The sequence below is a fragment of the Mangrovimonas spongiae genome, from assembly GCF_003944795.1.
Taxonomy (GTDB): Bacteria; Bacteroidota; Bacteroidia; order Flavobacteriales; family Flavobacteriaceae; genus Mangrovimonas; species Mangrovimonas spongiae.
In genome coordinates, this window is sequence record NZ_RWBG01000001.1 from 546,798 (window position 1) to 568,882 (window position 22,085).

A 22,085-nucleotide genomic window follows, 5' to 3' on the forward strand; every position below is an offset into this window, starting at 1 on the left:
TATCTGTGACAAAAGTTACATAGTAACGCTAATATAGAATGTTTATAATTAACGTATTAAGCTATAAAATGCTTTTTGCTAAATACTTGGCATCTTTTTTTATGCCTCCTAAAGTAGCAGATCCTCTTGTGTGTAACCATGGTAATCCTATAAAATAGAGTCCTTTTGTAGTGCTTATTCCTCTGTGGTGTTTTGGGTAGCCGTCTTGATTAAGTTCAATATTTTTTATCCAATTAAAATTGGGTTTGTAGCCTGTTGCCCAAACAATGTTTTTAACATCGTTAAGTGTTTTTTTAGAGGTTTTAATCGTGTTATTATCTGCATCTAAAGTGTAACCTACAGGAGTAACATTATCCCGTTTAATAATAGATTTGACATCGGTGCCAATTATGGGTTGTTTAGACTTGCTAATCTTTTTACCTATCCATGAGTTTTTACTAAAACTCAAAAAACCTGTTATGGTAAACCACCACCAAAGTGTTTTTCCTAAAATTTCTTGAGGCAAGGTTCTTATGTTAGTGTCTCCAGAAAAATAGGTGGTTTCTGAGGTGTTTTTAGAAATTTCATCTAGAATTTGAAACCCGCTGTCGCCACCACCAACAACTAAAGTTGCCCCTTTTTGTAATTGCTCTGGATTTTTATAATAATTGCTGTGTATTTGAAACATCTCCTCGGAAAGTTTGTTGTGAAACTTCGGTGTGTATGGGATGTGAAACGGTCCAGTCGCCACAATAACTTCTTTACATGTTAAATTGCCTTGATTGGTTTTTATAATAAAATGATTGTTTGTTTTCTCAATGCTTTCAGCAAGGGTATTTAATTGTACTGGAAAATCAAATTTTTTTACATAAGCTTTAAAATAATCGGCAACTTCATATTTATCTGGATAATGTCCTTTTGGGGCAGGAAAAGGCATGCCTGCCAAATGATTAAATTCGGTTGGCGTAAATAATTTTAATGAGTTCCAACGGTTAAGCCAAGAGGCGCCAATTTGGTCTTCTTTATCTATGATTAAAAAATCTTTGTTACGCTGTTTTAAAAAATACGCCATAGAAAGTCCAGCTTGAGCTGCACCAATTATTATAAAATCCTTCATGTATACAATTGTGGTTGTTGGGGAGTATACATCTTTTCGTGGTTTTATACAAGTTGAAGCGGCGTGTATTTTTTAAACATTACACATATTTCCTATAATTCCCACTTATTACTTCAAGTTGGTGTTTTAGGGTTTAAATCTTTAGCTTAATTTAAAAGTTTTTTAGATAATTACGGTTTTTCCGTAATGGTTTAGCTGTATTTGGGTGGTATACTAGGCAAAATACGTAGTTATACGTATAAAAAACCTAAGGCTTATGTAATAATTTGCTACCAATAACACCATTTAAAAAGCAAAACTATTTAATTTTATAAAGTGTTTAAACTTATGGAGAAAAGAAACCGATTAAAAATTCCCTTAAAATCTATAGTATTACTGTTTGGTGTTTTATTTATATTAACCAATTGCCAGTACGACGATACTGTAGGAGACATTAATGGCACCCAAGACCAAGTAAAAAGCAAGATACCTTTTAAATTAAAAGAGAAAACCTTTGCCGAGTTACATGATGATTCTAGGTTTGTAGGTGCAGTAAACCATGTTTTTAGTAAAGGAAAAGCTAATGCAAATTTTAATGCTAGAACAGTTATGGAAGAGCAATATGGGTTTACCATAGACTCCACACTAATAAAAGAAATTTCAACAGAAGGTTATACGTCTTACACGTTTTTTATTCGTAGAGATACCATTTCTGATAATTTTATTGAAAATCTAGTGGTAGAAATAGACAGTACAAATATTCCAAAAGCATATATCATTAAATATGTATTGAATTCAGAATCTAGATACATTGCAGATGATAAGGCATATATTTTAGATGCAGAAACTGAAATAACACCTATAGAGTATAATAATTCACAACTTAAGACAACTTACGACTCTTATGGTTGTGTTATTACATTAATGTGTCCTTGGAAAGGAGATCATCCAGCAGGAGATGCTTGTATTGCTGCAGACAGGGGTGATTTGTATTGGTCCGATCCTGAGTGTCCAGAATTTCCTACTAGTAGCGGAACGTCTTCTAGTGATGGTGGTGATGGCGGCGGTGGTGGAAGCGGCGGTAGTTCTTCTGATGGTAGTGATGATGACTTTGACCACAGTTGCAAGGGTTGTGGTGATACAGGTGAAGTTATAACAACACCTATTATTGATGAGGAGATTCAAGAGACGGAAGAAGACTGCATAAAATTAAAAAATTTAATTAGCAAATCCGTTACTAACCAACTACCAAGAAAAGAAGTTGGAACATTATTGAACCAACTTCAGGATAGTTCATCTACTACCACAAAAGAAATGGGATATTTTCTAAATCCAACAGATACAACAGAATCTCAATTTATTCCTTCTTATTTTGAAGGTGAAGAAAATGCAGACGAAGTTGCTATGGATTTAGGAACAAATGCTGTAAGTGTTTTAATGCACCTACATTACAACAACGAAACAGAAAATAAAAAACAACTTTCAGTTTTCTCACTACAAGATATTTACGAAATGTATCAATTTATCGGTACTGGTCATATTTTTAGCCCAAATACGTTTACTAATTTCTTAACAACCGAACATGGCACAAATTATGCTATACAAATTAACGACTCTAATGCTTTTGTGAATTCAAGTTTCGCTATTAAATATTTTATAGGCTGGGAGTTTAGCAATTTTCGTGAAGAAGCTGAAAACCAATACGGAGCTAAACGATATAATATATTGCCAGACAAAACTAATGGACAAAATGAATTAGCATTTACTAAATTTTTAGCAAACGAAAATTTAGGCTTAACATTATTTAGAGCGAATGATGATTTTACAGAATTCACAAAAATAGAATATAAAAACGGAACATTTAAAGAAACACCTTGTAACTAAAAACATATAAAAAAATGAAAAATATAATTTTAACTTTAATCATATTATTTACATTAAGTTGTAAAGCGCAATCACCAATCGTAAACATAGCATCAGATTATGATTCTGATGATATTGTAGATGGTTGTTATTTAAAAGATGTCAATAACTCTTTTGCACCATTTATAGGTACTTGGCAATGGACTAATGGAACGGATACACTTACTATAGTTTTTTCTAAAATTGAAATGGTCTACAATAATTTAAGTGAAATGTATACGGATCAATTGATTGGTAAATACAAATATGTAGAAAATGGTGTAGAAATATTTAATACATTAGATTATGATATTAATGCTAATAACGCATGGGATTTACACCCAAACTACCCTAAAAGAATGTTAGCTCCAATGTTAGGAGCATGTTATCGTAATACAACACTTGCAGATTTTTCATTTATGGACTATTTAAAAGATAAAGGAGAAGTAGCTAAGTTTGAATTATTAGATTTACTAACAGATTTAAATGGTGAATTTAATGTTACTCAAGCTAAACTAACTTTAAGCAATAGAGAACATTGGAATGTAAATGGACAAAACCCAAGAGACCCAGAGTTTACCATACCAAATAATATAACTCTAACAAAACAATAAAAACTAACCACAACCACGTATATAAAAAATAGTAGTTAAGGGGTAAACTTAAAGTTTAGTTCTTTTCTGCTATCTTTGTTTCACGACAGAAAAATAGCACATATAAGCCTACTGCTTTTCATATGCGAGACCTTTGTAGCCAATTAGAGAAATGAACTTTCCTGAAATAGGTTGACTAAAAATTAATCATTTAATTAAAGTTGAGTGATTTTAGAAACGTAGAGTTTATAAAACAATGAAAACAGCACAAAGAATTTTAAGTGTAAGCATATTGGTTATAGCACTCTTGGGGTTTGCTCAATCACAACAGCAACCAACCGAAGAAGAGCTTATTGTTGGCACTTGGCATATTGAAGAAAACCCTTCCGACTATTTGTTTGTTGTGAATAATGATTACACCGCAACAAAAGAGTATGGTGGTGATTTTGAAACCGACTATTATAGTTGGCAAATAACCGAATCACAAACCCCAAGTGGTTTAACCGTTAGCCATTTAATTTTAACTAATATAGCTAACACTGACGAGCAATATGATTACGAGATCGATACCTTAAATAATGAGAGGTTAGTTTTGATATATCAACGCCCTGGAGGTGGTATAGGTAAGTTAACCACCTATTTACGCCAATAGTGTTCGCAAACAATGAAAAAGAGTAATTTTATAATTCCAATGTTATTTTTCTTTGCAATAAGCTGTAAGGCTCAAAATAACTCGATAAGTAAAAACCAAGCAACAATTAATGATCATATAGTCTTTAAAGCTTCAAGCAATTTTTTAATTGAAAATTTTGGCCAACCAGAAAGTATTGAAAGTTATTTTTTTGAAACTGAGGATTCATCGGGTGAAATTTATCATTATTTAGGAGCCTCTTTTTATCTATTAGATGACAAAATTGATAGTTTTGAAATTGACTCAAATCTATACAACTTCACGAGTAATAGTATTTCGGTAGGGGATAGTATTGATTCAATTCAAAATATATATCCATTTAGTTACTCAAACAGAGAGAATGGGGAAATCATAATCACTTTTACTGATGCAGATTATTTTATTTCAATACATTATGACGCTAATGATTTTATTCATAAAATAAATCTAAATGTATATTAAAAAAGACTCCTTTCGCCACTACAAGAATTTTTACATAGTGGTTGGGTTAAAACATCATATGAAAAAAGCAATAACAATATTAGCATTCTTTTTTATAGGAATGGGTTGTAAGTCACAACCAGCAACAAATGAACTTACTCAGGAGCAATTTGATAACATAAGAATTGATGGAATTCTTAAGTTGGATATTGAGCAAACAAATGGTGATGTTGAAGAAATGGCATCTCTTTTTGGAACGCCACAATCCATGGTTGACAAAGGTGTTGAAATTGGAGAACATACTAGAAAGTTTGTTTATGTCAATAACTCCTGTATTGTTTTTAATGGCTTATCTTCTAACTTAACAACACCAAGCATTTCTTATTTTAATGTAAATTCCATCACGATAAATAATCAAACAGCAAGTATTGGAGATAACATCAATGTGTTAGGTGACGACATAATTATGAATGAGAATGTTGATGGAACTCAGTCTATTATTTTTTCTCTTTTTGATTATGATGGGTTTTCAATTATAATTGAATTTGACCAAAGCTCAGATTTGATCACTAAAATTGAGTATTTTGTTTGGACTTAAGTAATTTCTTTGCTAAAGATGGAATTATGATGAAAAGCATAGCTTTAATATTATTAATAGTTTTTACAAGTGTGGCACAATGCCAAACAGCTAATGTAATTTCAGAAACAGAGTTTAACGACATAGAGATTAATGGCAACAAATTAATTGATATAAAAGATACATATGGCAATCAAAATGCTATGGCGTTGTTATTTGGAGTGGCAGATGAAACAATTATCGATTCTGATGGAGAATTTCACATTATACATATAACGGATTTAGCATTGGTTTTTCAGCTATGACAAGCAGTGACCAAAGCCAAACCGAAATAGGAAGTTTTGAGATTGTCAATAGTAATTATAATATTACAATTCAAGGAACGACAATAACTGTAGGTGATAACATAAGTCTTTTAGGCGATGTGGTATTTAACACAATGAACAATGGAGACCAAAGCATTGTTTATATGCCTTGTGATGGATGTAATAATTTTATTTCCATAAGGTTCAATCAAGAAACTAATGTTATTTCCAAAATAATATATATCGAAAAAACATAGCCTACAGTAGCGGCTCTAAAGATTATAATCCGATTGCAAACTGTAATCAATTATGAAAACAATAGCTTTAATAATTCCAATGTTATTTTTCTTTGCAATAAGCTGTAAAGCTCAATCTCAAACAAATTTATATGATGCTCAGGAAATTACAGGTGTATGGAATTGGCAAAATGATAACGGAAAGCATATAACAGAAATAAAACTTAACTTTGTTGATTCAAATGAAAATGAATTACAAGGTAATTATTGTTCTGTGTTTTTTAACGGTTCTAAGGTTGATTGCGAGGAACTTGAGTCCTCATATTGTATTAATTTAAGTCGAACAGAGGATAATACTTACGAAGGAACATTTCAAAGTTTTTCTCATGGCGGTACAGGAACATTAAGAATTATCTATGATGCTATTAATGATAGTATAACTTTAGATGTGTTAACTAGTGAAGGTGTTTTTTATTTACCACAGCATACCACATTTAATAGGTAGAGTTATGTTTTAAAAAAACCGATCTATATGCCTAATAAAGTACCAGATTACCCTATGTTGTTTTACATAGTTAGAATAGTAAACATATTTTGTTTATTGGTTTATCTTTTTTTTGTGCTTTTTGAAGTGATTTATGGCTATCTTTATTTATTGGTCTATTTCTATTTTTGGTTATTGATCGTTCTTTCAATCATTGAGATAGGGTATGTTATTAAAGGCGATAAAGAGCTTTTTAAGAAAAAAAGAGTAACAAATATCTTTTTTCTAATTATTTATTTTTTAACTATTGCTATTGTCTTTTTCCCTATTATTTTAAACTTTTTCTAGAATTAATTTTTTTAAAAAATTCATAAAAATAATTTAATAATATTGTGCGTATTAGGCTTTATTTTTAGTTGCAAAGCACAGCTTCAACTTGAAAGACTTAATAATTATGTGCTTTCCTGAAATAGTTTAACTAGTGAAGGTGTTTTTTATTTACCATAACATGCCACATTTAATAGGTAGAGTTATGTTTTAAAAATACGCCTTTAACTGGATGTTTCCCGTATGGATAACACGACTGGTTTCGCTTTTTCTGCCTAAGTAATTTAAGTTTAAGTCTAAGTATTTGGTAATCTTTTTTTGTGCTAAAAGGCTCCATGTAAAATTGGTACCTGGTTGTAAACCCTCCAACATTTGGTAGGCAACAGGTGTATTATTATCTCCAGAAAAAGTATTGGAGAAGTAATTAAACTCCCCATTTAACGCTATTTTTTCGGTATTGGAATAGGCAAAAGACACACCATAACGTTGTTGCGATAAGGTTTCTAAACTACCAATAGTATTTTCTTTACTGCTGTATTGGTAAAAAACATCAAATTGGGCATTGTCGTTAAACAAATAAGAGAGTTTTGGATGGATGTTGTTTTCATCAATATTAAAGTTTTTACTTGTAAAATTTTCACTAAAACTCTCGTTGTTGTTATAGTTGCTTTCCAAATTAAGCAACCAACTTTTAGCAAATTTATGCGTAAACTGAAATTTATGACTAGTTAAAGCATTTTCAATAAGGCCAACACTTAAGGTGTTTTTGGTGTTATTCTGTAAATATGTGTACGATGTGGTGTAGCGTTGTTTACCGCGGTTAAAAAATAACACATGCCTAAAATTAGATTGTAACCCTAATTCGTTTTCGGCATCACTTTTAAAAGGGTTTAGGTTAAAATTATTGCCTTCACGACGTTGTTTGCGGTCAACTAAATATGATGTCTGACTGTAAAAACGAGATAGTATTTTTAAAACCCCATTATTGCTTGTGGACCATTGTTGCGGATTAAGTGTTAAATTTAAGCTTAATCTATTTTGATGCGTTTTTATATAGACTTGATTAGGGAGTAAAACGCGAATATATTTTCCTTGATCTTGAAATTGCGCTACTTCAAACTCTTCCAATTCCTGAATGCCATTTTGATTGTAATCTATCCAAACGTACGCGCCTTGTCCGGGTTCTACTTCAACAAAAGTGTAATCTTGTTGTGGTAAGGTTCCCGAGTTGGTTTCGTAAGCAGTATTCAAAAATATTAATTGCTTGAATAAGCGTTGGCTAAACTGCAATCTAGAATTTATAGAGTGTTCATCCTCTAAAGTATCATCGTCATGTTTCAGTGTTCTGTAATTGGCGTAAAGCGATAAGTTTGTTCTTTGGTTTTTTATAAGTCGCGAGTTTAAATAATAGGTGTTTGAGGTGTTTACTTGTTGTAATTGATTGTTTTGCAAACTATCGTTTACACGAAATTTATATCCTGCTTCAACAAACACATTGGTGCTATCGCCAATACCAGCAAATAGATCGGCCGATTTATAGCGTTGACTTAATGGGGTGTAATTATTGGTCGCTTTTTCTTTCTGTTCGTTGTCTTCAATGGCTAATTTTGTGCCAATCCATGCTTTGTTAAAACTATATGTAATGCGATTGTAACTGCGCAAAAAGGTTGAGGTATTTACCGTTGATGAGGCGTTTAAAAAACTAGAATTTGATGCGATATGCCAACGATTTAACATTAGATTGGTATTAAATACATGACGACTGCCATTAAAGTTTTCAGAATAATTTAAATATTCAAATTGATATTCGGCAAATCCTTTTTTATGATGAAAGGCTTGCAAGCCAGATTTTAATAACGTTTGATGCCCTAAATTGGTAGCAATGTAAGAGTCTGAGCTGTTGCCTAAATTCCAATCGCGGTTAAATTCGGCATTATAGATACGTTGAATAGATTTGAAGTTTTCATTTATATAATCGCCATCTACCATAGCATTTAAATTCCAAAGACTATCTTTTTTTACAATGGATTGGTTAATTTTTAGTTTCGCTGCGTAGCCGTCGTTATCATCATCATTTATATTAGAAAACAGGTTTAAGTCGTTTTTACTACCTGCAACCTCAAAGGCGATATCTGTTTTTTGGGTGGGTTTGTAATTTCCGTTTAAAACAGCCATTTGTAGTTTTGTAGGAGCGACAAGGCGTACTACAGGATCGTAATTACCTTGCGGGATACCATTTATAGGCGCAACATATTCGTAAATATTGCTAATAGTGTTACTCGTACTTATAATATAATTTCCTTGATTATCGCCAACTAAAGTAAACTGAACATTAAATAACTCATATTCTGGATTGTTAGAGAACACAAAAATTTCTTCGCCATTAACTAGTTCTTTTCGGTATAAAATACGATTTTCGTTGTACTCTTCTGGCGTACTTGACGGTGCCAACATAAGGTCTTGGTTATCGCCAGCATTGGCAAGAATGTCAATTTGTTCGGTGGAAAGATTTTGTTGTAAGGGGTTGTTTTTCGAATCGTTTTCGCTATATACAGAAACGCCTAAGTTAAGATTGTCGCTTTCGTAACGTCCGCCACCAAAAACAACCAATCGCGAGTAATTACGTTCGCTATATTGATAATCTACAGTAACACGCATTTCTGAGGTTACCGGAAAATTAGCATTAAAAATAATTTCACCGGCATTATAATCAATAATATAATCGTTGTTTTCACCGCGCTCTAAAGCAATACCGTTAACATAAACGGTTTCACTTCCCGAAACAATAAGCACAAAAAGTTCTTGGTTGGGGCCACGCAATTTATATGGTCCTTGATTGCCTTCTTGTGCCGTAAATTGACTTGTTGTAAACTGCCCACGAACCAAAGCACCAGAGGCAAATAAATTGGTGTTAGACGCCTTGTGATTAAGTTTAGCTTGAATGCTTAATCCTTGAACACGCTTGGAGAAATTAGCAAAATAGGAGTGTGTGTTTGTAAGGTCGATATCACCAGCACGAATTTTCCAATTGTCGCTAAAAAGCTCGACAAATACTTGGTCAAACTCGTCTAAACGTTGCGAATACCCACTTTCTTGTAGCGGGATATTGGAGTCCTGTATTGAGGCTTTTAAAGAAATTTTATCGGTGAGTTTTCCTGTTACTTGTAAATCTAATTCACTATTTAAAACCGAGTTTTGATTGTTGCCAATAACAATTCCACGCGAGATGCTACCAGAAGTGGTTAAGCCATCAAACGGCGTAAAGGTTTTTTGGTCGCTTGGTTGCGAAAACTTATAAAGTTTTTGAAGATTATTGCTGCGCTCTACAATAATGTTTTCGTCAAGTTGCTTGTAGGTTTTCGTTAAAAAATCAGGATAGTTTAAATAATCAATAATTAACGAGTCGCTATTAATAGGTTTTTTAATTGTTAAGAGAGATTTTGTGTAATCTATTTTGTAGTAACTATCATCTAGGTAAACGCCATTTTTTGTTTTTAAAGAAAAGAAATTCGGGTTAATACTTACACTATCAATAACAATACTATCGGCAACAGCCACACGTTTTGTTTTGTAATTACTGTTTGTGTCTTGGGCAAAAGCACCAAGTCCAAATAGAAAGATAAGAAGTAAAAGAATTCCTTTCATTAACAGTAAAACTTGATAACTTTAAAAATATTTTATGGCTATGAGATGTTAAAAGCCTTTTAATTTAATGGTGTAAAAGTAACGCATTATTTATTTTAGCTGAAATTCTTAAAAAATCATTCTTTTGAAAATAATTTCATACAACGTAAATGGCATTCGTGCCGCTATAAGAAAAGGATTTACCGATTGGTTAAAAACAGCCAATCCAGATGTTATTTGTATTCAAGAAACAAAAGCCCTGAAAGAACAGGTTGATGTTGCCGTTTTGGAAGAAGCTGGTTATAAGTATCATTATTGGTTTTCAGCACAGAAAAAAGGCTATAGTGGTGTAGCTATTTTTTGTAAAGAAGAGCCCAATCATGTAGAATATGGAACGGGAATTCAATCTATGGATGCCGAAGGCAGAAACCTAAGAGTAGATTTTGATGATATTTCTATTATGAGTTTGTATTTGCCATCAGGGACGAACATTGCTAGATTAGAACATAAATTAGACTACATGGCCATGTTTCAAGAGTATGTAAATACCTTAAAGCAAGATTATCCTAACTTAGTTATTTGTGGTGACTATAATATTTGTCACGAAGCCATAGATATTCACGATCCTGTAAGGAACAAAAATACATCTGGCTTTTTACCTGTAGAACGTGAGTGGATAGGCAATTTTATAGAAAGTGGTTTTATAGATTCGTTTAGATTTTTTAATAAAGAACCACATCATTACAGCTGGTGGAGTTATCGTGCTAATGCAAGAGCTAACAATAAAGGTTGGCGGATAGATTATGCCATGGTAGCAAATCCATTACAAGAAAAACTTAAACGCGGCGTTATATTGCCAGAAGCAAAACACAGTGACCATTGCCCCATAATGGTTGAAATAGAACATTAAAAAATGAACAACTTATTTATTATGAAAAAACAACTTGCAACATCTGTATTCGGCGTTATTTTAGCCACTTCATGCGTATCACCCAAAGTCTATAAAGATTTAGAGAGTAAGTATGCTACCTTAAAAAAAGAGAATAAAGCACTCGCCGAAGAAAATGAAGGTTTGCTTAGTAAAGCCACAACAGCAGAAAACGAGTTGTCGCAACTTCAGCAAGCTTACGATGAAGCCATAGCAGAAAGAGACCAATATCAACAAGATTATAAAGCAGCAAAAACAAATTTAGATAACTTAAAGGCATCTTATGAAGCCTTGGAAAAAAACAGTTCGGCTTCCATTGCCAAAAACGCACAAAAAAACAGAGAGCTTTTAGCACAATTAGAAGCTAAGGAAACTGCTTTAGCTGCCGAGAATGCTAGATTAGAAAAACTTAAGAGAGAATTAGAAGAACGCTCTAATCGTGTAGCAGAACTTGAAAGTGTTATTGCAGCAAAAGACCAAGCCATGACAAAGTTGAAAGATGCTATTTCTTCGGCTTTAACCGATTTTGAAGGTAAAGGACTAACTGTAGAGCAACGCGATGGAAAAGTATATGTGTCTATGGAGAATAAACTCTTATTTCAATCAGGAAGTTGGGCTGTAGGTGGTAAAGGAACCCAAGCCGTAAAGCAATTAGGAACTGTTTTGGCAGATAATCCAGATATTGCTATCCTTATTGAAGGGCATACCGATAATGTACCATATTCTGGACGTGGCCAATTAACCAGTAATTGGGATTTATCTACAAAAAGAGCCACAGCTATCGTTAATATATTAAGAGATAACCCAAATATTAATCCAAGTAATTTAACAGCAGCTGGTCGAGGAGAGTTTGCACCTATCGCAAGTAATGAAACCTCAGAAGGGCGAGCAAAAAATAGACGAATAGAAGTTATTTTAACACCAAAACTAGATGAGGTGTCAAAACTGCTAAACGATATTTAGTAAAAAGTAATTAACAAATAGGCGCATCGTAAGATGCGTCTTTTTTATTAAAACAAAATGAAATATACCACACTACCTAATACCAATATAAAAGTTAGTAAAATTTGTTTAGGAACCATGACTTGGGGTAACCAAAATACCCAAGAAGAAGGTTTTAAACAAATGAATTTTGCCTTAGAAAAAGGCGTCAATTTTTTTGATACTGCCGAACTCTATCCTGTGCCAGCTTGTGCCGAAACATATGCCGAAACCGAACGTATTATTGGTAATTGGTTTCAAAAAACAAAAAATAGAGATAAGGTTGTACTTGCAACAAAAATAGCGGGGAATGGCGATTATACAGCGCATATAAGAACCAATGGGTTTTCCAAAGAAGCTTTAAACAATGCTGTAGATAACAGTTTAAAAAGACTGAAAACAGATTATATCGATTTATACCAACTACATTGGCCAGAACGCGATACCAATACGTTTGGCACACGTGATTTTAAATATAATCCTAATGATAAGTGGGAAGATAATTTTCAAGAGGTTCTTCAATCGCTTCAAGAGATAGTAACATCTGGAAAAGTTAGGCAGATAGGAATATCAAATGAAAAAGCTTGGGGAACCATGCGCTATTTAGAAGAAGCCAAACAACATAATCTGCCAAGAGTAATCACGATTCAAAATCCGTATTCGCTTTTAAATAGAACTTTTGAGGGCGATTTAGCAGAAGTTTCCATGAGAGAAAATGTAGGCTTGTTAGCCTATTCCCCAATGGGATTTGGCGTACTTTCAGGAAAGTATATTAAAGGATTAGATAGCGAAAACTCACGATTAAATCAATTTTCAAGATATACAAGGTATAGTAGTAAGATGGCAACCTTAGCAACTAAAAAGTATATGGCAATTTCAGAAAAATACGGATTGTCTATGGCAAAAATGGCATTAGCTTTTGTAAATCAGCAATCATTTATAACCTCTAATATTATAGGGGCTACAAATATCAATCAGTTAGAAGAGAACATTAATAGCATCCATATTTCGCTAGATTCTGAAATCCTACATGAGATTAACGAGGTTCATGCCGAAATACCTAATCCAGCACCATGATACTTTTAAAGGAATAGTCATTTTGTCGAAGAAAAAAGCTTTTTATCTATTAAGTATATGTTAACTTATTCTTGCGATAGTTTTTTTCTAATTTTAAGGATTAAAAATTTTGTAGGATTATTTTTAAAATGCCTATCAAAATGATAAGTACGTAATGTTTTTATTGATAATTTACTGTCAATAAATGAAAAAGATTAATAACTAACTATTTAACAACACATGAAAAAAATTACACTCTCTATCTTGTTTGGGTTTATAGCTTTCTTTGGTTATTCTCAAATAGGATTAGTGGAAAACTTCGATGGTCAAGCTGGGTTGCCTCCCGGATGGACAACAGATTCTTACAATTGGACAGTTTCTGAAGTATGTAACGTTATTTCTTTGCGAGGTAACTTAAATGATACTAATACTACAGATCAATTAACATCACCAAATGTTGCAGGGCAATCAAATGGTACAGATGTTAATATTAGTTTCGATTATAAAGTCGTAGACTGGTCTGCAGGAACACAAGCTACGCCGCCAGGTTGGGGGCAGATGGATGTTCAATACTCAACAGATGATGGAGGGAATTGGATTACACTTGTCACTATAGATGATGGTAATCATACAACATCAAATACATGTGCGACATTTAATACGGTGTTGCCAGCTGCAGATATACCAACAGGCTCAGATTTTAAACTTAGGTTTGCTAATACCTGGGGTGCTGGAGATTATTATTTTTATATAGATAATGTTGTAGCTAATCAAGTTGTTGCAGATCCACCTTCTTGCGTTACCATGACAACACCTACAAATGGAGAAACGTCAGTTAGTATCAATACAACACTGTCTTGGAGTAGTGCTTCAGGGTTACCAAATGGATATGTGTTATCTGTAGGTACAACGCCTGGAGGAACTGAAATAATAGATAACGAAGATGTTGGTTTATCTACATTTTATAATACGTTACCAGTATTAGATTATTCAACAACATATTATGTGAGTATAATACCTTACAATGATAATGGTCCTGCTGTTGATTGTGAAGAACAAACTTTTACAACAGGAGCAGATCCAAATGCACCTGTAGATTGTGCCTCAGGAACACCAATAAATGTAGTACATTGTTATACTAACGGAGATACAACTACATGGAACTTCCAAAGTTCTAGTGGAGCGCCATTAAATGTGTTCTTTAATTCAGGAGGAATTGAGTCTTGCTGTGATGAGATTTTTATTTATGATGGAACAGATAATACAGGAACATTATTGTACGGTGGTAATAATGGAGGAGATTTAGCAGGATTGTCAATTAATTCAACTGGAGATTCTATTTTTATTGAAATCGATGCAGATAGTAGTGTTAGTTGCGATTCTGGAAGTACATGTTGTACAACACCTTGGAACTTTGATGTGTCTTGTATAGATGAAACTGCCGTGCCAAACTGTAATGCTTCACTATTAAGCCCTACAAATGGAGAAACAGATGTTAACGAAAACTCAGATATTACGTGGAGTGCCGCTTCTGTAATAGTTACAGGCTATACACTTTCTATAGGAACCACTCCTGGAGGAACAGATGTAGTTAACAACTTAGATGTTGGAAATGTATTAACATACGATCCAGGAACATTAGCTTACGAAACAACCTATTACGTGACTATTGTACCTTATAACGATAACGGACCTGCTGTAAATTGTGCAGAATATAGTTTCACAACTAGAAACGATCCTAACCAAATTGTAGATTGTTCTACTAATGAGGTTATAAATACGGTTCACTGTTACGATAGTAATGAAGATGAAGGGGTAATTGCTTTTAGTTTTGCTAGTAGTGATGGAGCACCCTTATCATTAACGTTTAACTCAGGAACTGTTGAGAACAACTTTGATGAGTTATATATTATAGATTCTGATGGAACAAACTTAAATGCTGCAACACCTTATGGAAATGGTGGGGATTTAACAGGACTTACTTATGTGTCTACAGGCAATTCAATTACAGTATATGTTGATTCTGATGGTTCTGTAAGCTGTCAAAGTGGTTCACAAACTCAATGGGATTTCGATGTAACTTGTGTTGATACCTCTGCACTACCAAATTGTGATGCTGTATTAACAGCACCAGCAGATGGAGCTACAGGAATTAATGAAAACGATGATTTAAACTGGAGTCAAGCAACGGTATTCGTTACAGGTTATACGCTTTCTGTTGGAACAACTCCAGGAGGAACAGATGTAATTGATAATTTAGATGTAGGAAACGTATTAACATACGACCCTGGAACTTTAGCTTACGAAACAACTTATTATGTAACTATAGTGCCTTATAACGATAATGGTAATGCTACCGATTGTACAGAATATAGCTTTACAACAAGAGCAGACCCTAATCAGATTGTTGATTGCTCTACTAATGAGGTTATTAATACAGTTCACTGTTATGATAGTAATGAAAACGAAGGTGTAATTGCTTATAGCTTTGCTAGTAGCGATGGTGCCCCTTTATTCTTGATTTTTAACTCAGGAACTGTTGAGAACAACTTTGATGAATTATATATTATAGATTCTGATGGAACAAATTTAAATGCCGCAACACCTTATGGGAATGGCGGAGATTTAGCAGGACTTTCCTTTACATCCACAGGGAGTTCAATTACAGTATATGTTGAATCTGATGGTTCTGTAAGCTGCCAAAGTGGTTCACAAACTCAATGGGATTTTGATGTAACTTGTGTTGATACTTCTGCGGTTCCAAACTGTGATGCAGCTTTGACATCTCCAGTAGATGGATCTATAGATAATGATGAAAATGCTGATATCAACTGGGATGTTGCAACAGTATTCGTTACAGGTTATACGCTTTCTGTTGGAACAACTCCAGGAGGAACAGATGTAGTTGATAACTTAGATGTAGGAAACGTATTAACATACGATCCAGGAACACTAGAGTACGATACAACCTATTATGTAACTATAGTACCTTATAACGATAACGGTAATGCTGCCGATTGTACAGAATATAGCTTTACCACAAGACCAGATCCTAATCAAGTAATTGACTGTGAGGCCGGTCAGGTGTTCAATACAACATATTGTTATACTAATAATGATCCTATGGAATTTTATTTTGCGAGTTCAAGTGGCTATCCATTAAGCTTAGAATTTAACGCAGGTGAAATAGAAGAAACTTGGGATGAGATCATTATTTTAGATTCAGATGGTAGTGTTTTATACCAAGGAGATAATGGCGGAGATTTAACAGGTCTGTCATTTACTAGTTCAGGAGACACACTAACGATTCAAATAGATTCAGATGGTTTTGGTAGTTGCTCAAGTAGTGGTTACATTCCATGGGATTTCGACGTTTGGTGTCAAACGTGTATTACACAAGACGTTAGTTTTAATATTATAAATGGTGATTGTGTTACAGATCCTGATAACCCTGTTTTTGAGGTTGCTGTCGATATTTCCGATATGGGAGATGCAACTTCAATTACAGTTTCAGATGATCAAGGTGGTACACCACAAGTTGCAACTGAAGTTGGTATATTAACTTTTGGACCTTATCCAGCAACTACTAATGTTGTTATAACTGCAGAAAACACTAACGATTCAAACTGTATCGTAGAAAGTAATCCATTATCGTTCTTGTGCCCACCACCACCAAATCCATGTTCTATTGCTTATGCTGGTGAAGATCAAGTAGTAGATTGTGAAAACCCAGAAGCAACACTTTCTGCAAACTTCCATTTATATGGTCAGGATACGGAAAATTATGAAATAAATGCTATAGATACATGCCCTTCACCACCAGTTGATGGTGCTACACCAACAAGTGTAGATAGTGATGATGTATGGTCAGAAGTTATTGACCTTGGATTTGAATTCTGTTTCTATGGTGGGGTTTACGACCAAGTTATAATAGGATCTAATGGTGTAATTAGTTTTGAAACGCAATTTGCAGAAACAGGAAATGGTTGGGCTTTTGATCCAGGAGACACCTTGCCTAATAATGATAATGCGTCTATAACAGAAGGTAATATTTTTGGAGTAGGTCATGATATCGACCCTAGCGTATGTGGTAGTATTGATTATGTTGTATTAGGATCAGCACCTTACAGACAATTCGTAGTTAACTTTAATTCAGTTTGTCATTTTAGTTGTAATGATATACAATCAACTAGCCAGATTGTGTTACATGAGTCTTCTAATAATATCGATATTCATATTATTGAAAAACCAACTTGTCCAGGGTGGAACGATGGAGGTTTAGCTGTTGTTGGTTTACAAAGTATAGACGATACGCAAGCAACAACACCTCCTGGACGTAACATGGGGATTTGGGATGTAACAGAACCAGAATCATGGAGATTCTCACCTTCTGGAACACCTAACTATACCTTAAACTGGTTAGATGAAGATGGAAACTCTGTAGGAAATACAGAAACAGTAACAGTATCACCAGGTGAAACAGAAAACTATACGTTCGAAGTAACTTACGATTTATGTACTGGTGGTCAAGCAACAGTTTCTGATGAAGTCCTTGTTGAATATATTGGAGGCGATGGTTTTGATGCATCGTTTACTATGGAACCAACATGCGATGGAGGAATAGCAACTCTTTCTAGTACAGCTGATACAGGAGGGACATTTGAATTAGACCCTGCACCAACAGATACTGCAGTTATCGATCCTGCAACAGGAGAAGTAACTGGTGGTACACCAGGAGAAACCTATACCGTTCAATATACAACTTTAGGAAACTGTCCTGCTATCGAAACGCAAACAGTTACTGTATTAGGTGCAGGAGATGCATCATTTACTATGGAGCCAACATGTGATGGTGCTACAGCAACTATTACAGGAGATACAGGTGGAACATTTGCCTTTAACCCAGCACCAACTGATGATGCAGTTATTAATCCAAATACAGGTGAGATAACAGGGGGTAACACAGGAACAACGTATACTGTGGAGTATACTTCACCAGGAGATTGTCCAGCAGTTTTAACACAAACAGTAACTACATTATCTGGAGGTGACCCAACGATTACTGTTGCACCAACATGTGATGGTGGAACTGTTACCATTGTTGGAGATACAGGTGGAACATTTGCTTTTAATCCAATGCCGAATGATGGAGCCACTATTAATCCAGCAACAGGAGAAGTTACTAACGGTACACCAGGAGCAACTTATACGATTGAATATACTGTTACAGTAGGTTGTACAGTTGTAGGGACACAATCTTTAACAGTGCTACCTGCAGAAGATGCTACATTTACTATGGAACCAACCTGTGACGGCGCAACAGCAACAATAACAGGCGACATGGGCGGCACATTTGCATTTAATCCAATGCCAAATGATGACGCATTAATAGACCCACAAACAGGAGAGATAACAGGCGGTACACCAGATATGAGTTATACAGTAGAGTATACGACTTCTGGTACATGTTGGGCGACATCAACAGTAACAGTTACTACATTATCTAGTGACGATCCTTATTTTGAGATGGAGCCAACAGTTTGTGGTGCACAAGTAGTATCCGGAAGTGTGATGACATCAGGAGGAACTTTCAGTTTTGACACGCCACCGTCTGATGACGCTGAGATTAACTCTAACACTGGAGAGATAACAGGCGGCACCATTGGAACCACTTATTCTGTTCTTTATACAACAGCAGGCGAGTGTCCAGAATCAATGGTAGTTGATGTTACTGTAGAAGTATGTACTATTCCTCAATTAATAACACCAAATAATGATGGTAGTAATGATGTATTTGATTTAGATGGGTTTAATGTGAGTAGTTTAGAGATCTTTAATAGGTATGGTGTTAAAGTTTATAGTAAACAAAACTATACAGATGAGTTTGGAGGTATTTCAGATGATGGCGAAGAATTGCCTACAGGAACCTATTACTATGTAATGAAGTATCAAGGCGATCAAGTTAAAACGGCTTGGTTATACATCAATAGACAGAAGTAAACCACTAAATCAACTAAAATATTATAATGAAAAAACTATATATAATAATCGTAACAGTTTTGCTTGCATGGCAAGTGCAAGCACAGCAAGACCCACAATATACGCAGTATATGTATAACATGAATGTCATCAACCCGGCCTATGCAGGATCAGTTGAAGATGCTATATCTATAGGCGCGTTATATAGAAGCCAATGGGTTGGTTTAGAAGGTGCCCCCAAGACAGGAACATTTTCTATTCACTCGCCGGTAGGTAGACGAGTTGGTTTAGGACTTTCTTTTATAAGTGACGAGATAGGTCCAGTAAATGAAAACAATGTGTATGCAGATTTCTCATACACATTGCCACTTGGTGGAGATCATAAATTAGCCTTTGGTGTTAAAGCCGGAGCTACCTTTCACGACATTGGTTTAGGTAACTTAGATGTTATTGAGGAGAATGATCCTTTAAGAGAAAATATTAACGAAGTAACGCCAAACATAGGAGCTGGATTGTACTTATATCAACCTAATAGATATTACGTGTCTTTATCTATGCCGAATATGTTGAATTCGGTACATTTAGATACTAATGGAACAAAAATAGGCTCAGAAGTACAACACTTTTTTGCAGCAGCAGGTTATGTGTTTGGTTTGTCTGACAACTTTAAGTTAAAACCACATGCGTTTCTTAAAGCGGCTGTAGATGCACCAGTGAGTTTTGATGTTAATGCCAACTTATTTATGTACGATTTGGTAGAATTAGGAGTTGGTTACCGTTTAGAAGATTCGTTTAGTGGAATGATTAATTTCTTAATCACACCAAACCTAAGAATAGGTTATGCGTATGATAGTATTCAATCAGATTTAGACATTGAAACCTCATCATCTCATGAAATTTTTATCAATTTTGATATTAATTTAACGAAGAAAGTATCGCGTTCACCACGTTACTTCTAATAACTACTTAAGCTAAACATTATGAGAAAAATTAAAATATTTATCACATTACTATTAATGAGTAGTTTAAGTGTAACTGCTCAAAATAAACACACCAAAGAAGCAGACAAACGTTTTGCAAAATACGAGTTTGTCGAAGCTATCGAGGATTATAATAAACTGGTAGAAAAAGGTAAGGCCGATAGTTATGTTTACGGGCAATTGGCCGAAGCTAACTACAATATTTTTAATACCGAGGAAGCCGAGAAGTGGTATGCAAAAGCCTTAGAAAGCTCAGAAGATCAAGACTCTGAAATGGTTTATAAGTATGCACAAATGCTAAGAGCCAATGGTAAATACGATCAATCTAATACATGGATGCAAAAATTTGCCAACATGGAGCCTAAAGACGATCGTGCAAAAGCGTTTACGTCAAATCCAGATTATGTTTCTGGTATTTTAAATGCAAAAGAAAAGTATGAATTATCATCCTTAGATATTAACTCCGAAGTTACCGATTTTGGAGGAACATTACAGGATGGCGTACTTTACTTTGCATCGGCAAGAAATAATGCTCGAAGAGATTACGGATGGAATGAAGAGCCATTTTTAGACGTTTACCAAGCAGATATGTCTATGACAGATGGTGAAGTAGCCGAAGCCGAGAAAGTCTCAGGAGACATTAACACAAGATACCATGAAGGCTTAGTAACGTTTAGTCCAGATGGTAATACCATGTACTTTTCTAGAGAAAGCTTTTATGAAGGTGTTTACGAAAAGAATAAAGACGACAGAACAAAAATAAGCTACCTTTATTTATATAAGGCTACCAAAGATGGCGTACAATGGGGAAATGTTGAGTTATTGCCATTTAACGGTGAAGATTACTCGGTTAAAAACCCATCGTTAAGCAAAGATGGTAAAACATTATATTTTGCCTCTAACATGCCTGGAGGAATAGGTGAGTATGATATCTATAAAGTATCTGTAAACGCTGATGGTTCTTTTGGGACCCCAGAAAACTTAGGAAACAAAGTAAATACAGAAGGGCAAGAAATGTTCCCTTACATTAGTGATAATGGAACACTATACTTCTCATCAACAGGACATTTAGGTCTTGGGGGATTAGATGTATTTTATGTTGATGATGCTGGAAAAGCTCAAAACATAGGAACACCAGTTAACAGTAAAGCCGATGATTTAGCTTTCACAATTAACGAAGAAACAGGTGAAGGTTATGTATCATCTAATAGAGAAGGCGGACAAGGAAGCGACGATATTTATGGCGTACAACGTTTAAAGCCTTGCAATGTAGATTTAACTATAGTTGTGGTTGATCAAGATACTAATAACCCTTTACCAGGAGCCAATGTAACCGTAGCCGATGCTAATGGGAAAGTTGTTTTAACTGAAACGACCAACAATCAAGGAGAGGTTATGTATACTGTACCTTGTTCAGAATCGTTAGATATTTCTGCAAAATTAGCTGACTATGAAAGTAATCAAGTTACTTTTTCTGGAAGCGAAAAAGAAGAAGACACCTTTCAAGTTAACTTAAAGCCAATAGACAAGATTATAGTTAAAGATCGTGTGGTATTAAACCCAATATTCTTTGAGTTTGATAAATCTAATATTACATCGCAAGGTGCTTTTGAGTTAGACAAGCTTGTAGAAGTGATGAAGAAATACCCAGAGATGGTAATTTCAGCAGAATCGCATACCGATAGTAGAGGGCCAAAACGTTATAACGAGCAATTATCTGAAAGACGTGCACAGTCTACAGTACAGTATGTTATCTCTAAAGGAATAGATGCCTCTAGAATATCAGGAGTAGGAAAAGGAGAAAACGAACCAAAGGTAGATTGTGGTTCTAAGTGTAGCGAAGAAGAGCATCAAGAAAATAGACGATCTGAATTTATTATAGTAAGTGGAGGACCTTCACAAGAGTAAATTTAAGATATAACTAAAA

General features: G+C 34.5%; 17 protein-coding genes. 15 read left to right on the forward strand and 2 right to left on the reverse strand.

Annotated elements, in window-relative coordinates:
* Positions 1 to 61 precede the first annotated feature (61 nt).
* Entirely contained in the window at positions 62 to 1,096 is a 1,035-nt protein-coding gene (locus tag EJA19_RS02510; RefSeq protein ID WP_125466763.1) for a flavin-containing monooxygenase, read from the reverse strand.
* 327 nt (positions 1,097 to 1,423) lie between these two features.
* Between EJA19_RS02510 and EJA19_RS02515 the strand changes: the two genes are divergently transcribed.
* From EJA19_RS02515 to EJA19_RS02555, 9 genes are all read left to right on the forward strand, one after another.
* On the forward strand, positions 1,424 to 2,959 hold the full coding sequence (locus EJA19_RS02515) for a hypothetical protein (protein WP_125466764.1): 1,536 nt from the start codon (positions 1,424 to 1,426) through the stop codon (positions 2,957 to 2,959).
* A 14-nt stretch (positions 2,960 to 2,973) separates the two neighbouring features.
* Entirely contained in the window at positions 2,974 to 3,591 is a 618-nt protein-coding gene (locus tag EJA19_RS02520) for a DUF6705 family protein (protein ID WP_125466765.1), read from the forward strand.
* A 235-nt stretch (positions 3,592 to 3,826) separates the two neighbouring features.
* Positions 3,827 to 4,222 carry a hypothetical protein gene (locus EJA19_RS02525; RefSeq protein ID WP_125466766.1) on the forward strand — a complete coding sequence of 132 codons (396 nt, stop codon included), beginning with the start codon at positions 3,827 to 3,829 and terminating at the stop codon, positions 4,220 to 4,222.
* 12 nt (positions 4,223 to 4,234) lie between these two features.
* The gene (locus EJA19_RS02530; RefSeq protein ID WP_125466767.1) at positions 4,235 to 4,702 is read left to right on the forward strand and encodes a hypothetical protein; all 468 of its coding nucleotides are present in this window, start codon (positions 4,235 to 4,237) and stop codon (positions 4,700 to 4,702) included.
* A gap of 100 nt (positions 4,703 to 4,802) precedes the next feature.
* A complete protein-coding gene (locus EJA19_RS02535) occupies positions 4,803 to 5,279 on the forward strand; it encodes a hypothetical protein (protein ID WP_148101709.1) in 477 nt (158 codons plus the stop codon).
* A gap of 26 nt (positions 5,280 to 5,305) precedes the next feature.
* Complete coding sequence (locus EJA19_RS02540) at positions 5,306 to 5,563, forward strand: hypothetical protein (protein WP_125466769.1); 258 nt, start codon at positions 5,306 to 5,308, stop codon at positions 5,561 to 5,563.
* Positions 5,560 to 5,820, forward strand: coding sequence for a hypothetical protein (locus EJA19_RS02545; RefSeq protein ID WP_125466770.1), 261 nt, complete (start codon positions 5,560 to 5,562; stop codon positions 5,818 to 5,820). The genes EJA19_RS02540 and EJA19_RS02545 overlap by 4 nt, the downstream gene beginning before the upstream one ends.
* 52 nt (positions 5,821 to 5,872) lie before the next feature.
* Entirely contained in the window at positions 5,873 to 6,304 is a 432-nt protein-coding gene (locus EJA19_RS02550; protein WP_125466771.1) for a DUF6705 family protein, read from the forward strand.
* A gap of 27 nt (positions 6,305 to 6,331) precedes the next feature.
* Positions 6,332 to 6,631, forward strand: coding sequence for a hypothetical protein (locus EJA19_RS02555; protein WP_125466772.1), 300 nt, complete (start codon positions 6,332 to 6,334; stop codon positions 6,629 to 6,631).
* 189 nt (positions 6,632 to 6,820) lie between these two features.
* On the opposite strand, the gene EJA19_RS02560 is transcribed toward EJA19_RS02555, so the two are convergent.
* A complete protein-coding gene (locus tag EJA19_RS02560) occupies positions 6,821 to 10,255 on the reverse strand; it encodes a hypothetical protein (RefSeq protein WP_125466773.1) in 3,435 nt (1,144 codons plus the stop codon).
* A gap of 124 nt (positions 10,256 to 10,379) precedes the next feature.
* Here EJA19_RS02560 and EJA19_RS02565 point away from each other — a divergent pair, with 124 nt between their 5' ends.
* From EJA19_RS02565 to EJA19_RS02590, 6 genes are all read left to right on the forward strand, one after another.
* Positions 10,380 to 11,144, forward strand: coding sequence for an exodeoxyribonuclease III (locus tag EJA19_RS02565; RefSeq protein WP_125466774.1), 765 nt, complete (start codon positions 10,380 to 10,382; stop codon positions 11,142 to 11,144).
* Between the two features lie 21 nt (positions 11,145 to 11,165).
* Positions 11,166 to 12,125, forward strand: a complete 960-nt coding sequence (locus EJA19_RS02570) for an OmpA/MotB family protein (RefSeq protein ID WP_125466775.1) — start codon at positions 11,166 to 11,168, stop codon at positions 12,123 to 12,125.
* A gap of 57 nt (positions 12,126 to 12,182) precedes the next feature.
* Complete coding sequence (locus tag EJA19_RS02575; protein WP_125466776.1) at positions 12,183 to 13,220, forward strand: aldo/keto reductase; 1,038 nt, start codon at positions 12,183 to 12,185, stop codon at positions 13,218 to 13,220.
* A gap of 219 nt (positions 13,221 to 13,439) precedes the next feature.
* Entirely contained in the window at positions 13,440 to 19,199 is a 5,760-nt protein-coding gene (locus EJA19_RS02580) for a T9SS type B sorting domain-containing protein (protein ID WP_125466777.1), read from the forward strand.
* Positions 19,200 to 19,225: 26 nt separating this feature from the next.
* On the forward strand, positions 19,226 to 20,137 hold the full coding sequence (locus EJA19_RS02585) for a PorP/SprF family type IX secretion system membrane protein (RefSeq protein WP_125466778.1): 912 nt from the start codon (positions 19,226 to 19,228) through the stop codon (positions 20,135 to 20,137).
* 21 nt (positions 20,138 to 20,158) lie between these two features.
* Positions 20,159 to 22,066, forward strand: coding sequence for an OmpA family protein (locus tag EJA19_RS02590; protein ID WP_125466779.1), 1,908 nt, complete (start codon positions 20,159 to 20,161; stop codon positions 22,064 to 22,066).
* Positions 22,067 to 22,085 lie beyond the last annotated feature (19 nt).

Bases quoted from the DNA above. Each gene is read 5' to 3' on its own strand.
- EJA19_RS02510 (WP_125466763.1), bottom strand. From the start codon at position 1,096: ATGAAGGATTTTATAATAATTGGTGCAGCTCAAGCTGGACTTTCTATG.
- EJA19_RS02515 (WP_125466764.1), top strand. From the start codon at position 1,424: ATGGAGAAAAGAAACCGATTAAAAATTCCCTTAAAATCTATAGTATTA.
- EJA19_RS02520 (WP_125466765.1), top strand. From the start codon at position 2,974: ATGAAAAATATAATTTTAACTTTAATCATATTATTTACATTAAGTTGT.
- EJA19_RS02525 (WP_125466766.1), top strand. From the start codon at position 3,827: ATGAAAACAGCACAAAGAATTTTAAGTGTAAGCATATTGGTTATAGCA.
- EJA19_RS02530 (WP_125466767.1), top strand. From the start codon at position 4,235: ATGAAAAAGAGTAATTTTATAATTCCAATGTTATTTTTCTTTGCAATA.
- EJA19_RS02535 (WP_148101709.1), top strand. From the start codon at position 4,803: ATGGGTTGTAAGTCACAACCAGCAACAAATGAACTTACTCAGGAGCAA.
- EJA19_RS02540 (WP_125466769.1), top strand. From the start codon at position 5,306: ATGATGAAAAGCATAGCTTTAATATTATTAATAGTTTTTACAAGTGTG.
- EJA19_RS02545 (WP_125466770.1), top strand. From the start codon at position 5,560: ATGACAAGCAGTGACCAAAGCCAAACCGAAATAGGAAGTTTTGAGATT.
- EJA19_RS02550 (WP_125466771.1), top strand. From the start codon at position 5,873: ATGAAAACAATAGCTTTAATAATTCCAATGTTATTTTTCTTTGCAATA.
- EJA19_RS02555 (WP_125466772.1), top strand. From the start codon at position 6,332: ATGCCTAATAAAGTACCAGATTACCCTATGTTGTTTTACATAGTTAGA.
- EJA19_RS02560 (WP_125466773.1), bottom strand. From the start codon at position 10,255: ATGAAAGGAATTCTTTTACTTCTTATCTTTCTATTTGGACTTGGTGCT.
- EJA19_RS02570 (WP_125466775.1), top strand. From the start codon at position 11,166: ATGAAAAAACAACTTGCAACATCTGTATTCGGCGTTATTTTAGCCACT.
- EJA19_RS02575 (WP_125466776.1), top strand. From the start codon at position 12,183: ATGAAATATACCACACTACCTAATACCAATATAAAAGTTAGTAAAATT.
- EJA19_RS02580 (WP_125466777.1), top strand. From the start codon at position 13,440: ATGAAAAAAATTACACTCTCTATCTTGTTTGGGTTTATAGCTTTCTTT.
- EJA19_RS02585 (WP_125466778.1), top strand. From the start codon at position 19,226: ATGAAAAAACTATATATAATAATCGTAACAGTTTTGCTTGCATGGCAA.
- EJA19_RS02590 (WP_125466779.1), top strand. From the start codon at position 20,159: ATGAGAAAAATTAAAATATTTATCACATTACTATTAATGAGTAGTTTA.